Origin of the sequence: Shewanella sp. c952, from assembly GCF_019654975.1 — a bacterium.
In the GTDB taxonomy this organism is placed as follows: Bacteria; Pseudomonadota; Gammaproteobacteria; order Enterobacterales; family Shewanellaceae; genus Shewanella.
In genome coordinates, this window is the sequence record NZ_BPEW01000033.1 from 1 (window position 1) to 13,744 (window position 13,744).

At 43.5% G+C, this 13,744-nt stretch carries 13 protein-coding genes; 6 read left to right on the forward strand and 7 right to left on the reverse strand.

Going from position 1 to position 13,744, the window contains the following annotated elements; translation table 11 throughout:
- The coding region (locus K5R16_RS17740; RefSeq protein WP_220739119.1) for a GGDEF domain-containing protein at positions 1-1,158 on the forward strand (1,158 nt) is incomplete at its 5' end.
- A gap of 72 nt (positions 1,159-1,230) precedes the next feature.
- Positions 1,231-2,415: a tRNA epoxyqueuosine(34) reductase QueG gene (gene queG / locus K5R16_RS17745; RefSeq protein WP_220739120.1), complete on the forward strand. Its 1,185-nt coding sequence runs from the start codon at positions 1,231-1,233 to the stop codon at positions 2,413-2,415.
- A gap of 39 nt (positions 2,416-2,454) precedes the next feature.
- Here the strand turns inward: queG and K5R16_RS17750 are convergent, their stop codons facing one another.
- The 4 genes from K5R16_RS17750 to K5R16_RS17765 form a co-directional block, all read right to left on the reverse strand.
- Positions 2,455-2,664, reverse strand: coding sequence for a dodecin (locus tag K5R16_RS17750; RefSeq protein WP_020913901.1), 210 nt, complete (start codon positions 2,662-2,664; stop codon positions 2,455-2,457).
- 170 nt (positions 2,665-2,834) lie between these two features.
- Entirely contained in the window at positions 2,835-3,359 is a 525-nt protein-coding gene (locus tag K5R16_RS17755; RefSeq protein ID WP_220739122.1) for a protein disulfide oxidoreductase, read from the reverse strand.
- Positions 3,352-4,137: a DsbA family protein gene (locus tag K5R16_RS17760; RefSeq protein WP_220739124.1), complete on the reverse strand. Its 786-nt coding sequence runs from the start codon at positions 4,135-4,137 to the stop codon at positions 3,352-3,354. Before K5R16_RS17760 ends, K5R16_RS17755 begins: the two co-directional genes overlap by 8 nt.
- 131 nt (positions 4,138-4,268) lie before the next feature.
- Positions 4,269-6,299, reverse strand: coding sequence for a protein-disulfide reductase DsbD (locus K5R16_RS17765; RefSeq protein ID WP_220739188.1), 2,031 nt, complete (start codon positions 6,297-6,299; stop codon positions 4,269-4,271).
- Between the two features lie 825 nt (positions 6,300-7,124).
- Here K5R16_RS17765 and K5R16_RS17770 point away from each other — a divergent pair.
- Positions 7,125-7,535: an N-acetyltransferase gene (locus K5R16_RS17770; RefSeq protein WP_220739125.1), complete on the forward strand. Its 411-nt coding sequence runs from the start codon at positions 7,125-7,127 to the stop codon at positions 7,533-7,535.
- Between the two features lie 76 nt (positions 7,536-7,611).
- Here the strand turns inward: K5R16_RS17770 and prmC are convergent, their stop codons facing one another.
- The 3 genes from prmC to hemA are packed head-to-tail and all read right to left on the reverse strand — an operon-like array spanning position 7,612 to position 10,844.
- Positions 7,612-8,454: a peptide chain release factor N(5)-glutamine methyltransferase gene (prmC, locus tag K5R16_RS17775; RefSeq protein WP_220739127.1), complete on the reverse strand. Its 843-nt coding sequence runs from the start codon at positions 8,452-8,454 to the stop codon at positions 7,612-7,614.
- 40 nt (positions 8,455-8,494) lie between these two features.
- Positions 8,495-9,580: a peptide chain release factor 1 gene (prfA, locus tag K5R16_RS17780; RefSeq protein WP_220739129.1), complete on the reverse strand. Its 1,086-nt coding sequence runs from the start codon at positions 9,578-9,580 to the stop codon at positions 8,495-8,497.
- 13 nt (positions 9,581-9,593) lie between these two features.
- On the reverse strand, positions 9,594-10,844 hold the full coding sequence (hemA, locus tag K5R16_RS17785) for a glutamyl-tRNA reductase (protein ID WP_220739131.1): 1,251 nt from the start codon (positions 10,842-10,844) through the stop codon (positions 9,594-9,596).
- Positions 10,845-11,114: 270 nt separating this feature from the next.
- On the opposite strand from hemA, the gene lolB reads away from it, so the two are divergent.
- From lolB to K5R16_RS17800, 3 genes are all read left to right on the forward strand, one after another.
- Entirely contained in the window at positions 11,115-11,780 is a 666-nt protein-coding gene (gene lolB, locus K5R16_RS17790) for a lipoprotein insertase outer membrane protein LolB (protein WP_220739132.1), read from the forward strand.
- Positions 11,777-12,631 (forward strand): 4-(cytidine 5'-diphospho)-2-C-methyl-D-erythritol kinase, encoded by an 855-nt coding sequence (ispE, locus tag K5R16_RS17795; RefSeq protein WP_220739134.1) that lies wholly within the window; start codon positions 11,777-11,779, stop codon positions 12,629-12,631. Before lolB ends, ispE begins: the two co-directional genes overlap by 4 nt.
- Positions 12,632-12,693: 62 nt before the next feature.
- Positions 12,694-13,641 (forward strand): ribose-phosphate pyrophosphokinase, encoded by a 948-nt coding sequence (locus K5R16_RS17800; protein ID WP_044556501.1) that lies wholly within the window; start codon positions 12,694-12,696, stop codon positions 13,639-13,641.
- Positions 13,642-13,744 lie beyond the last annotated feature (103 nt).

Consider the following 13,744-nt stretch of genomic DNA (forward strand, 5'->3'; position numbering starts at 1 on the left):
GAGGAGGAGCTCGGCAACTTAGAAAGCGCTAAAAAACTATTTGAACAAAGTTATTTATATTGGAAAATCAATAAAAACGACTCTGAACAAGCAATGGTAGCTGTCAACATGGCTGGCACATTAATCAAACTAAGAAAGATTGAAAAAGCAAATCAACTTCTCAATGAGGCTGAATCTTTTGTATTACCAACAGACGAAGCCTTTTACAGTTTTATGCACCTATTTAGGGCTCAAATACTCCTTGCAAATAACCAATTAAATGACGCACACCAAAGCCTTGCTATTGCCCGAAAAACCTTCGAACGAGTTAAGAATATCAGAGGGCTAGCTGAATTACAGTTAGTCGAAAGCCAAGTATTCCTCAGCCAGAATAACTGGAAACAGGCCTACCTATCCCTTAACGAATATGTAAGGCAACACAAAAAGCTCGATACTAAACGGCTATCGAGTTATACCACTGAAATGCGTACTCGCTTCAATGCTGATCAAATTGAGGCCGAGAACCGCCATCTAATAGAAAACCAACACCTTAGAGAAATAGAGCTCGCTATGTTAGAGAAAAATGAAATCCTACAAGGGGTAATTATTTTACTCGGTAGCTTTCTCATAGTCATCGTATCTTTCTTTGCTTATAAGCAATCTCAAAAGAATAAACTATTGTCAGCATTAGCATTAACTGATGATTTGACCAAATTGCCCAATCGTCGCTATATCTATACCAAAGCACAACGTTGCTTTGAAGAAGCACAAAGAGCTGGATTGCCATTATCGGTAATTGCTTTTGACGCTGACAATTTTAAACTTGTTAATGACAACTTCGGCCATGAAGTCGGTGACCATGCGTTAAAGCTACTTGCCGATACCTGCCGTTTGATGCTCTTACCTAACCATCAAACTGCCCGTGTTGGTGGAGAAGAGTTCTTGATCGTTTTACCTGAAACGGATAAAAATCAAGCTAATGACATTGCTCAGACCCTTATTAAGAAAGTTAGCGGGGCTGATTTCAGCGAATTCCCACAGAATTTTGCGTTAACGATAAGCGCGGGAGTTGCCAGCCTAAATGCCACAGATAGTAAATTATCACAACTGCTAAAAAGAGCTGATGATGCTCTCTATCAAGCCAAGAGTGCTGGTCGAAACCAAGCAAAAATAGGCTAAAAGAAGGCAAAACACCTATTATCCTCCAAGAACTGCTATTATTAGCCGCTACTTCGAGCAGTTAATAGAGCTATGTCAGACACTCCTTCACAATTAGCATCCTTAGATTCCTTGACGCCCACTTTACTTGGCGAATTAGCCCTTAAAATCAAAACTTGGGGACAAGAATTAGGCTTTGCACAAATTGGTATTTGCGATACTGATTTAACTGCCGAAGAGCCCAAACTGCAACAGTGGTTAGACAATGACTATCACGGTGAAATGGGTTACATGGCTAACCATGGCATGATGCGCGCGAGACCTCATGAGCTTCACCCCGGTACAAGGCGTGTTATCTCAGCACGCATGAATTACCTGCCACCCAATGCCGGTTTTGCAACAAATTTGAAAGATCCAAATTTAGGTTATATTTCACGTTATGCTGGTGGTCGTGATTACCACAAGATGATCCGTAATCGACTTAAGAAATTAGGCGATAAAGTGGAAACAGAGCTTAAGCAGATGGGGTTTAGCCAACCTAACTCACGCCCCTTTGTCGATTCAGCGCCGATACTTGAACGCCCACTAGCAGATAAAGCTGGCTTAGGCTGGACAGGTAAACACAGCCTATTGCTAAATAGCGATGCTGGCAGTTGGTTCTTTCTGGGAGAACTGTTTATTGACCTTCCACTGCCTGTCGATGTGCCTGTTAAAGCAGACTGTAACACCTGTGTAGCCTGTATTAAGTCTTGCCCTACCAATGCCATCGTAGAGCCTTATATCGTTGATGGCCGTCGCTGCATATCCTATCTCACCATAGAGCTACAAGGTGCTATTCCTGTTGAGTTTCGCCAAGCAATTGGCAACCGCATCTATGGCTGTGATGACTGTCAACTGGTCTGCCCGGTTAATAGCCAAGCGCCTATTACTAATGAGCAAGACTTTCATACCCGTGAGCCATTACAGCAACCTGAGTTGTTGTCTTTATTCGCATGGAGTGAAAAGGAGTTTTTGAAACTCACCGAAGGCAGCGCGATTCGCCGCATTGGCCACAAGCGCTGGTTACGCAACATAGCCATAGCCCTTGGAAATGCCCCAACAAACGCGTCGATTATTACAGCGCTAGAATCGAGAAAGCTCTCTGAGGAAGTGGACGAGGTGGTGAGTGAACATATCGACTGGGCACTTGAGCAACAACATGCTAAACAGGCAGAGCTAAGCCGCAAAACTCAGCGAGTGATCCGCACAGTAGAAAAGGGGTTAGCACGTGATGCCTAACCCATTTCAAGCTAATCTTTAATCGACTGAGCAAGATGATTATTTAGGGTTGAGTGTAAAACCAACTTTTACTGTTACTTGCCAATGAGCAATCATTCCCTCTTCTAAATGCCCTCGAGTTTCGGTTACCTGAAACCACCTTAAATGCTGCAGTGATTCATTGGCGGCAGCGATAGCATTCTTAATCGCTTCATCAGAGCTAATAGGCGAAGAACCAGTAAGCTCAATAATCTTGTAAGTATGACTCATAACAAGCTCCAGCAGGGTAAACACAATTGTGTTTACCAGTATAGAACACCTGCCAGAGAGAGAAGGTTTTTGCAATCTCAGATAAAATACCTTGAGTTTAGTCATGCTACCAAAATGAAAAGGTAACCAATTCGGTTACCTTTTTGTTAGCATATATTCGACTTAGCCACTTAGGCTAGCAACATCCGCCACCACATCCCCGGCAAGCTAGTAAAACCGCTGGTATAGAACTGCAATTGGCCATCTTTAATCACCATCAATGTCGGCGTCACACTGACCGACCAATGATGAGATAGTTGCCCTTTCTCATCGTTAATCACTGCAAAGTCATACTGCTTGTGCTTCAAGTACTGGCTAAGCTTTTCATCTGCTCCGGAGTTCATCGCCACTGTAACCACTGAGTATTGGCTTGCCATAATATCGACCGATGGGCTAACAAAGCTACATACAGGGCACCATGTTCCCCAAAAATAAACCAACACCGGCTCTTGATAGCTCATAGCGAGAATATCAACGGCATTGCCATTGAGCGTCATAGCTTGTAAGTCTGGTAAATTGTCAGTTGGAATATCTCGACTACGCCACAGATCAATCGCAGCTGAGAACAAAGTGAAAACCACCAGCATCAGCATTAGCTGTTTTGCCCAGTTTAGCACTCTGACTAACATTGGCTTTGAAGGTGCTTTCTTATCCATCCTTTTGATCCTCCAGCGCACTCTCAACGGCTTTTTTAAGTGTTTCAAAAGGTACTAAACCTGGAATAACTTGTTCGCCAATAATCATACTCGGTGTGCCGCGAAAGCCAAGCTGGCGCATTAGTTGTAGATTATTATCAACAATACTATCGACTCGACTGTCTTTCTGATTTAACCAATCCTGTGTTTTGGTTAACTTAGCCACTTTAGCAATGATTGCTGAGTCGAGTCTTCGCGGAGCCGCCATCAAAGTATCTTTAAGTGCTAAGTATTTTTCCGGCTCATTCAACCAAACTGTTTGCGCCAAATCTACAGCGTCTTTAGCGCCTTTTCCTTGCAATGGTACCATTTTGATTATGATTTTTAACTGTGGAAACTCAGTCATTAATTTGTCCAATTCAGGCTCTAACTTCTTACAGTAAGGACAATTAAAGTCAGTAAAGTAAACCATGGTGAGCCCTGGTTTTTCTGCACCTTTCCATGGATCCGTTTTGGAATTAAACAGAGATTGCTGGTGTTGTTCAATAAGCGATTTCACACTGGCTTGTTGTGAGCCTTGTTCACGAATTTGCATTGCAATCAAAGCTTCTTTAAGTAAATCAGGGTCATTAACCAGCATCTCTTTAACTATTGCTCTTACCTCTTGTTGCTGTGCAGTACTAAGACTCGTATCAGCTGCAATTACAGCTGTATGACTCATCGCTTGAATCGTAATAAATGCGGCAATGATGGCTAATGTCACGCCAATAATGGCTTTAATCTTTATGGTGAAATTCATCTAATTATTCTCTTTAAAAACGGCTATTGACGGCCTTCAACGTGCCCGTTGGCGATTATCAATAACAGTGTTCAATAATTGGGGAGCTCGCTAGCGTTGACGCTAGCGAATAAGATCTTTAAGCAAGTTGATTACAACTGAGCTGAAGCCTGATTGATCGCATCGACCACTTGCTTTGATGTAAGGATGACCGGTAATTCAATCCCATCAGGCGCATTAGGTCCATAAACCACATTAAACGGCACCCCAAAGCGATTATGACTCTGCAAATAGCCTGTTATCGCTGCTGACGGTTTAGTCCAGTCACCAATGACTAGGTCTATATCTGCTTGTTTTAAGCGGCTGTACACTGGATCTTGTAAGATGACACCGACTTTGTTGGCTTTACAGGTAATGCACCAATCAGCGGTCACATCGACAAACACGGTTTGTCCTTTAGCGACTTTGGCCTGAATGTCAGTTTGCTGCAATGGTGTCCACTCAAGATCGGTCGGTAGCGGGCTAGCCCATCTATCTGAAGTCGCAAATGCGGTTACAGCACTGAGTAGAATGCTAATACTTATGGTGGCGATAACGGCGGCAGAACCATATAATTTCGCCATTAAGATGACAAATAACAGCACTAATATCGCTGCAATAGCCCAAAGAATGCCTGTTGAGATGAAGTTTGCTAACAAACTTATTAACCAAAGACTTGTGAGTAACAGTAAGCCAGCAAAAATAACTTTAACAATGCTCATCCAGCGCCCAGGTTTTGGAAAGTAATTAGCCACTTGAGGAACTGCTGCAACCAATAACCATGGCAATGCCATTCCTACTGCTAATGCTGTAAATATAACAAACAGACTGACCACGTCAGCCCCTAATGCAAAAGCAACCGCGGTACCCAAAAATGGCGCACTACAAGGCGTAGCTAATAGTGTGGCAAACATGCCTTGTAAGAAGTGACCACGATTATCATTGCCACCGCTGGTCGCGAGCTTTGTCTGCAAGCTCGACGGCAGATTTATCTCAAATGCTCCTAACATATTGATGGCAAATACCGAGGTAACCAGTGCCATAAAACCAATAAACCATGGGTTTTGGAACTGAACGCCCCACCCTATTGCTTGCCCCGTCATTTTCAAACCGACAATGAATGCTGCCAACAACCAAAATGAGACCAAAATTCCTAGCGCTGACGCTAAAAATTGCTGCCTAATTTGGGTTTTATTAAGATCCGGGGCCGCCACTACAGCACTTAACTTCATCCCCAATACAGGTAATACACATGGCATCACGTTTAGGATTAAACCACCAAGTAATGCTATCAGCATCATTGTCCATAATGGGGAGCTGCGATTAACAATATCCGTGGCTATCACAACGGCACCATACTCAATCGCGTTTTCAGCTTCGATAACTGTCACGTTTAAACTTTTACCAATAACATCAGTTTCGCCTAACCAGCTACTACCGTCGAAAACAGCTGTAAGCTGCCTGCTCCCCAGCTCATCCTTACTTGTCTCCAAACGTTTAAGCTTAAAACTAACATCGGGTTCACCATCAATAATCACTTGTGGATATTGCCATTCCCCCTCTTTCAGTAATACTTGAAGTTGCTGCTTTGAATTATCCCATCCAAGATTGATATCGGCCGATGTTTTACGTTGTGGTACGCTGACTTTTGCCTTGTTATAGGCAAACATGGCCCCAGGGTCTGCTGTTATGGTTTTCAGGTCAATATCTAGGTTTATGTCGTAATCAGTTAACACACAGATATTGGTGCAACTCGATAAAGTAAGTAGCCCTTTAAGCTTCAGCGGCTGGTTAATATCTTTAACCTTCACCAGCATCGGAAAAACTACATCATGCTTATAACCAAATGTCTGCAAGCCAAGTAACGAAAAAGCTTCAGGTGCTGGCCAATCCCAGCTGACATCGGCAAGATTACCTGACTTATCCCATTTTATACTGGGAGCAACGCCTCCCTCTCCTGGACTACGCCAGTAGGTTTTCCAGTCACCATCGAGTTTAACTTCTAACACTGCAGGCAATGTTTGATTGGCGGCATCGAGCTCGCCAGTCAGCATGAATTTAGCTGTTACTGGCGGATGATTTGGATTCTCAATCCAGCCAGTCGATTGGGAAAAAGCAGAGCTAGACAGTAGCAAGCTAAGCATAAGCAAAAAGTGTTTAATGATTTTCAATTTCGTCTCCGCAGCGACATATAACTTGGGGCTAAAAAGAGTTTAAGCCCTCGCATCCAGTCATTGTGCCGTCAGTGCATGTGTCAGAGGATTACCCATATTGGTAAACCAATTAAAGTAAAAGAATTCAAAAGCGCATATCAGCTCAATTTAACGATAAACATCATAGCTGTATATGCATAAGCGAGGTTATTCTTGAAAACGGCAAAAACACAGATGTATTCGCCTGGGTTTTGGCAAAATAGGGACATCGAAAAAACGAGATAACTGCCTAAAAGTACTCGGTAATAGAGGGATTAAAAACAGCAAAAAAAGAACAAGATTTAAATTGGGTTCATCCATACAAACCCGCAGTGACTTTTCAGAAAGTTCACAAGACTGCAGACTTAACGCCTCTAAAGACTGGAATTCAGTCTGGCTTTGTAAACTCAATTGCGGGGCTTCTTTGTCGACAAGCTGATTGATACTGCGCAATATTCCACTATTTTGCATCAAACACAGAATAACCAGCACAGTAAAAACTATGACGATTGAATTTCTAGTGGTTGCTGTTTTGAAAAGTAAGCGGATAACGCACTCCAAATATGTATCCATGATTACCGACATCATGCGGCAATTAAAGGATAAGACCGAGTTTTAGCGGATTTAGTTCATCACTAGACGAAAATATATTAGAGTACTGACCGACATTAACAAATAATGTTTTTTATAGGCATTTATCGTCTAAATAGTGGCCTGTAAAATACCAGTTTTAAGCATAATATTTCACGACTAAATCCCCCTAGGAACCCTATAACAATGAGCCAATTTGTTACCGATAACAGCAAAGAGTTTGCCCAATCCGTTGAAGATAAAATTGCTGAGTTTAATTGGCAAAACTGGGAAGTATCAGAAAGACTCCCACTAGGGCTGAAACTAGAAAGTGACACCGGTGAGCTTTTGGCTGGCTTTTCTGGAAGAACCTTTGGCAACTGGCTAATGATTGATAATTTGTGGGTATCAGAAAGCCTGCGTGGGCAACAAATAGGCCACAAGCTACTTATAGAAGCGGAGCAGACTGCACGAGCTAAAGGTTGTAGCTATGCCATTTTGGATACATTGAATTTTCAAGCAAAGCCTTTCTATGAAGCTAGAGGCTATGAGGTTAAGTGGACACAGTTAGCATACCCGGAAACCGGTTGTAAGTACTTCATGGTTAAAGCTTTGTAGCCATTGCTGATAGCAACAAAAAAGGCACTTATAAAGTGCCTTTCTATCCAGAATCGATTTGCTATCTTTGACTTTGCTATCTAGGCCAGCGACCTATGGTGCAACGGTCATTACTACCAAAGTCTCTTACTGTTGCGACGTTTTCATAGCCCAGCTCAATCAACTTCTCTCTCAGCTCAATCGCTTGTTGGTAACCGTGCTCAAGCAGCAAATAACCACCTGGGGTTAAATAATCACGAGCACAGCTGGCAATATGAAACAGATCAGCAAAACCTTTTAAGGGGGCAGTCAATGCGCTCTGTGGTTCAAAACGTACATCGCCTTGGGACAGGTGCTCATCTTCTTCATCAATATAAGGTGGGTTAGAAACGATTAAATTAAAATCGTAACACTCTACCGCATCAAACCAATCACTTTGAAACACATCAACATGCTCAAGCTTCAAGTTAATTCTATTTTCAATCGCCAGTGCCACCGCCTCTTCGACTTTGTCGATAGCGCACACTTGCCACTCATTACGCTCATGAGCGAGTGATAATGCAATCGCCCCGGTTCCTGTCCCTAAATCCAATACACGGGCATTTTCAGCCAAAGGAAGATTAAGGGCTGTTTCTACCAAAATTTCAGTATCAGGCCTTGGGATCAACGTCGTTGGATTAACCCTAAACGGTAGCGACCAAAACTCTCTTTCTCCCACAATGTGAGCAATGGGGTTACCGCGAAGACGTTTGGCTAGCATCTGTTTAAATTCGGAGACTTGCGCCGAATCTAAGCTCTTCTCTGGCCAAGTATAAATATAGCTACGAGGTTTATTAATAATATGTAGCAACATCACCTCAGCATCCAGCGAGGCTGAATCTGAAATAGCGTTTAATTGAGAAGAGGCCCATTTTAGGGCCCCTGATATAGTCAATTGCAAGGAATGTCCTTATTCATCGAATAACGATAGAACTGAGCTGTTAACCTTCGCCAAGAGCTGCAAGCATATCCGCTTGGTTTTCTTGAATGAGCGGCTCAATAACAGAGTCAATATCGCCTTCCATAAATTCGCCTAAGCGGTACAAGGTAAGATTAATTCGATGTTCACTCACACGACCTTGCGGAAAGTTATAAGTTCGAATTCGCTCTGAACGATCACCACTTCCGACCAAGTTACGACGAGTGCTCTCTTCAGCGCTACGACGTTTCTCATCTTCAACAGCTTGAATACGAGCAGAAAGAACACTCATTGCTTGGGCACGGTTCTTATGCTGCGAACGCTGATCCTGACACTCAACCACAATCCCTGATGGCATGTGTGTAATACGGATAGCGGAATCGGTTTTGTTGACGTGCTGTCCACCCGCACCAGATGCGCGGAAAGTATCGACCTTCAAATCAGCTTTGTTGATTTCAATGGCTTCAGACTCTGGAATTTCAGGCATCACTACCACAGTACAAGCAGAGGTATGTACTCGACCTTGTGATTCTGTTTCTGGAACACGTTGTACACGATGTCCGCCAGATTCAAACTTCATTTTACCGTAGACGCCTTCACCACTTATTTTGGCAATGACCTCTTTAAAACCGCCATGCTCACCTTCATTGGTGTTCATCACTTCTAACTGCCAGCGTTTGCCTTCGGCATACTTGCTGTACATACGGAAAAGGTCGCCTGCGAAAATAGCCGCTTCATCACCACCAGCGCCTGCGCGGATTTCGACAAAGCAGTTGTTATCATCGTTAGGATCTTTTGGAAGCAATAGGATTTGCAGTTCATCTTCAAGCGAAGAGATTGTCGCTTTAGCCGCTTTAAACTCTTCCTGAGCCATCTCTTTCAGCTCGGCATCATCCTCTTCCATCATCTCTTTAGCAGACTCGAGATCTTCCTCTGCTTGTTGAAATGACTTAAAGGTTCTGACAACATCCTCTAATTGAGAATATTCTTTAGACAAGGCGCGAAAACGCTCCTGATCGGCAATAACACCTGCATCGCTCAGTAGCGCCAACACTTCTTCATTACGTTCAAGCAAGCCTTCAAGCTTGCGAATCACACTGTCCTTCATTAAAACGCTAACCTTAGTCTTTATCTAGTCCGAGCATCGTCCTTAATTGTCCAAGTGAATTAAGATCACCTTGGCGACTCGCAGCGGTAAGCGCTTGGGTCGGTGCGTGGATCAATTTATTGGTCAGCTTATTAGCCAGCTCTAGCAATACTTGTTCGCTATTACCGCCTTGGGCCAACTTATTGACCGCTCGCTCTACCAACTCATCTTTTACCGCCATACTTTGAGTGCGATATTCACGGATACTGTCAACCGACTCTAATGAGCGGATCCACTCCATAAATTGATAAGATTGATCGTCTGCAATTAATTCTGCTTGCTCGGCAGCCTCTCTTCGAGAAGCCATATTCTGTTCAATGATGCTTTGCAGGTCATCAACGGTGTATAGGAACGCATCATCCAGATCCGCTACTTCGGCCTCAATATCTCGAGGAACTGCTATATCTACCAACAACATAGGTTGATGACGACGCTGCTTAAGCGCTTTTTCTACCATGCCTTTACCAAGGATCGGTAACGGGCTAGCGGTAGAGGATATCACGATATCGGCCTTAGGGAGAAAGTCTGGGATCTGTTCTAGCGTAATAGCTGTCGCGCCGAACTCATCGCACATTGCTTCTGCACGTGAAATTGTTCGGTTTGCTACCACCATCGCTTTAACACCATTATCTTTTAAATGGCGCGCCACTAACTCAATGGTCTCACCTGCACCAACAAGTAATACCTGCGTGGTACTCAGCGATGAGAAGATATGCTTAGCCATACTCACCGCTGCAAAGGCAACCGATACAGCAGCAGCGCCAATCTCTGTTTCTGTTCGAATCTTTTTAGCCACTGAAAAAGTGTTCTGAAATAAGCGATCCATTGTGGTAGCAACGGTGCCCGCTTCTTTAGCTTTTACAAAAGATTGCTTAACTTGGCCTAAGATCTGAGGTTCACCCAAGATCAATGAGTCCAGTCCAGCAGAAACACGCATGAGATGCTTAACCGCTTGCTGATCTTTAAATTGATACAGGCAGGGCTCAACATCAGCATGAGAGAGTTGATGATAATCTTCTAACCATTGGATAACGTCAGCCTCTTCACCGTTGTTACAGTAAAGTTCTGTCCGATTACAGGTAGAGATAATGACGGCTTCGCCCGATTGAGTGTGCGTCGCAAGACTCTTCATAGCATCATGAATTTTGTCTGGTGCGAAAGCGACTTTCTCACGTAGGTCGACCGTGGCCGTTTTATGATTTATTCCGATTGCTACAAGGCTCATTTGACTCGTTCTGGACTCTTGGGCATCTTATTTATTGGTGCCATTCTACTGAATTGGCTTTGTTAAAAACAGAATACGCTTAACAAAACCGAATAATAATCTATGTTCTTACCCATTTTTCCAATTAGCATCACCTTTTTAACTATTTTTAAATAGGTATGACACCGATTGACGACAATAAACATTGTGCAAATGGCTATTTTTTGCATAAGGGCATTGGTAAATTTACCAACCCCTCGTATCATAAGGGCTCTTTTATATCAGTAATAGATGAATAATTTGAGCAGCTTCACAAAAAACACTTATGCATGGGTGATATTGAGCTTTATTTTCATTAGCGGTTGCTCAACCACCATACCAGACAACTTAGTTCCCGTCTCTGTCGAGCAGGTCGAACAAGCGCAAGCTTGGGAAATGCAAGGCAAACTCGCAGTGCGCACTGCTGACGACAAATTTAGTACCAATTTGTATTGGTTGCACACACAAACTTCCGATGAGTTAAAACTGACGACGATGTTAGGCACTACGGTACTAAGTTTATCAAGTACTAATGGTGACACATTATTAGAACTGGATGGTAAGACCTATTCCGATACCAATGCACAGCGTTTACTCGCGCGCATCACCGGTTGGACGATTCCTATCGATGCCTTACCGCTTTGGATCACTGGACAGCTCAGCGAAGGGGATGAAGTGATTAGTCAAGATTCACGCAATCGCCCTATCCAGCTCATCAATTCAAATCAACTTCCCGCTTGGAAAGTCGACTTTAACAGTTGGCAAACACAAAGTGGCGCTGAGTTACCTCGGTTACTTGACATAAATCGTGATGATATTCGACTTAAAATTCAAGTCAGTAAGTGGCAAGCACTTGCTCCTGAAAAACAATTAATGACCAATCATCCACATTCTATCGCCAATGAGTCCTCTTTATGACAGCAGCACTTTCATTAGGTTGGCCAGCACCAGCCAAACTCAACCTTTTTCTGCATATCAATGGTCGCCGCGAAGATGGTTATCACGAACTGCAAACACTGTTTCAATTTATCGAGCATTGTGACCTTCTCGATTTCAAAGTGACTGAAAACACCAACTTGAAACTGCATTCAAATATGACTGCTGTTGTCGCCGATAACGATAACTTAATTCTGCGAGCCGCAAAATCTTTGCAAGAGTACAGCCAATGCCAACAAGGCGCAGAAATTTGGCTAGATAAACGCTTACCTATGGGAGGCGGTTTAGGTGGAGGTTCATCCGATGCGGCAACCACTTTAGTCGCACTAAATTCGCTATGGGGGCTGAATATCCCTACTGCTGAACTTGCCCAATTAGGACTAAAGCTTGGTGCTGATGTCCCTGTTTTTATTAATGGTTTTTCAGCTTTTGCCGAAGGTGTAGGTGAACGATTACAGCCAATTTCCCCTCCGCAGCCTTGGTACCTGGTCGTCGTGCCTGATGTGCACATATCAACCGCGGAAATTTTCCAAGATCCAGCATTACCCCGTAATACCCCAAAGCATACACTGACCTCTTTAATGGACAGTCCTTGGAAAAATGATTGCCAAGAACTGGTTGTAAAACACTCACCCAAAGTTGCCAAAGCCTTAGCGTGGCTGCTAGAATATGCGCCGTCTAGAATGACTGGAACTGGAGCATGTGTTTTCGGTCAATTCGAACAGGAGCAACAAGCTAACGATGTCTTGGCAAAACTGCCTGCGTCGATGAAAGGCTTTGTTGCCAAAGGGGCAAATAAATCGCCATTAATGCTGAGATTAGCTCAGTGTTAACTATCTGGGATACCTTTTAAGTCCCAGCCACTATCATGAAGCATACGCCTGAGGTTCATACAGTGCCTGACATTAAACTTTTTGCCGGTAACGCAACACCTAGTCTCGCTAAGAAGATAGCCGATCGTCTATTTTGTAAACTTGGAGACGCAGAAGTAGGCGTTTTCAGTGACGGCGAAATCAGTGTCCAGATTAATGAAAATGTACGTGGTGCGGATGTATTCATCATTCAATCTACTTGTGCGCCGACTAACGACAACCTAATGGAACTTATCGTTATGGTTGACGCACTTCGCCGTGCATCTGCTGGTCGTATTACAGCGGTTATTCCTTACTTCGGTTACGCTCGCCAAGACCGTCGTGTTCGCAGTGCTCGTGTACCAATTACCGCAAAAGTAGTTGCTGATTTCCTTTCAAGCGTTGGCGTTGACCGCGTATTGACTTGTGATTTACACGCAGAGCAAATCCAAGGTTTCTTTGACGTTCCTGTTGATAACGTATTTGGTAGCCCGGTGCTACTTGAAGATATGTTAGCTAAGAACCTAGAAAACCCAGTGGTTGTCTCTCCAGACATCGGTGGCGTTGTACGTGCTCGTGCAGTCGCTAAACTACTTGATGATTCTGACTTAGCAATCATCGATAAGCGTCGTCCACAAGCTAACGTTGCTCAAGTTATGCATATCATTGGTGACGTTCAAGGTCGTGATTGCATCATCGTTGATGACATGATTGATACCGGTGGCACACTTTGTAAAGCTGCTGAAGCGCTAAAAGAGCACGGTGCAAACCGCGTCTTTGCTTATGCAACTCACCCAGTATTCTCAGGCAATGCAGCGAAGAACATCGCTGAATCTGTAATCGATGAAGTCATTGTGACTGACACGATTCCATTGAGCCCTGAAATAGCAGCACTAGAAAAAGTATCTCAGCTAACGATGTCTACCGTTATGGCTGAAGCTATCCGTCGCGTAAGCAACGAAGAATCTATTTCAGCAATGTTTAAGCACTAATCACTATTTGATTCATTAAGTAAAATAACGCTTAATGCTGAAATAAAAAACGCACTCAAATGAGTGCGTTTTTTTATGACATTCTTCCGCTAGATATTGATTT

Excerpts from the sequence above, each read along its gene's own strand:
- queG (WP_220739120.1), top strand. The coding sequence starts at position 1,231 with ATGTCAGACACTCCTTCACAATTAGCATCCTTAGATTCCTTGACGCCC.
- K5R16_RS17750 (WP_020913901.1), bottom strand. The coding sequence starts at position 2,664 with ATGAGTCATACTTACAAGATTATTGAGCTTACTGGTTCTTCGCCTATT.
- K5R16_RS17755 (WP_220739122.1), bottom strand. The coding sequence starts at position 3,359 with ATGGATAAGAAAGCACCTTCAAAGCCAATGTTAGTCAGAGTGCTAAAC.
- K5R16_RS17760 (WP_220739124.1), bottom strand. The coding sequence starts at position 4,137 with ATGAATTTCACCATAAAGATTAAAGCCATTATTGGCGTGACATTAGCC.
- K5R16_RS17765 (WP_220739188.1), bottom strand. The coding sequence starts at position 6,299 with ATGCTTAGCTTGCTACTGTCTAGCTCTGCTTTTTCCCAATCGACTGGC.
- K5R16_RS17770 (WP_220739125.1), top strand. The coding sequence starts at position 7,125 with ATGAGCCAATTTGTTACCGATAACAGCAAAGAGTTTGCCCAATCCGTT.
- prfA (WP_220739129.1), bottom strand. The coding sequence starts at position 9,580 with ATGAAGGACAGTGTGATTCGCAAGCTTGAAGGCTTGCTTGAACGTAAT.
- hemA (WP_220739131.1), bottom strand. The coding sequence starts at position 10,844 with ATGAGCCTTGTAGCAATCGGAATAAATCATAAAACGGCCACGGTCGAC.
- lolB (WP_220739132.1), top strand. The coding sequence starts at position 11,115 with ATGAATAATTTGAGCAGCTTCACAAAAAACACTTATGCATGGGTGATA.
- ispE (WP_220739134.1), top strand. The coding sequence starts at position 11,777 with ATGACAGCAGCACTTTCATTAGGTTGGCCAGCACCAGCCAAACTCAAC.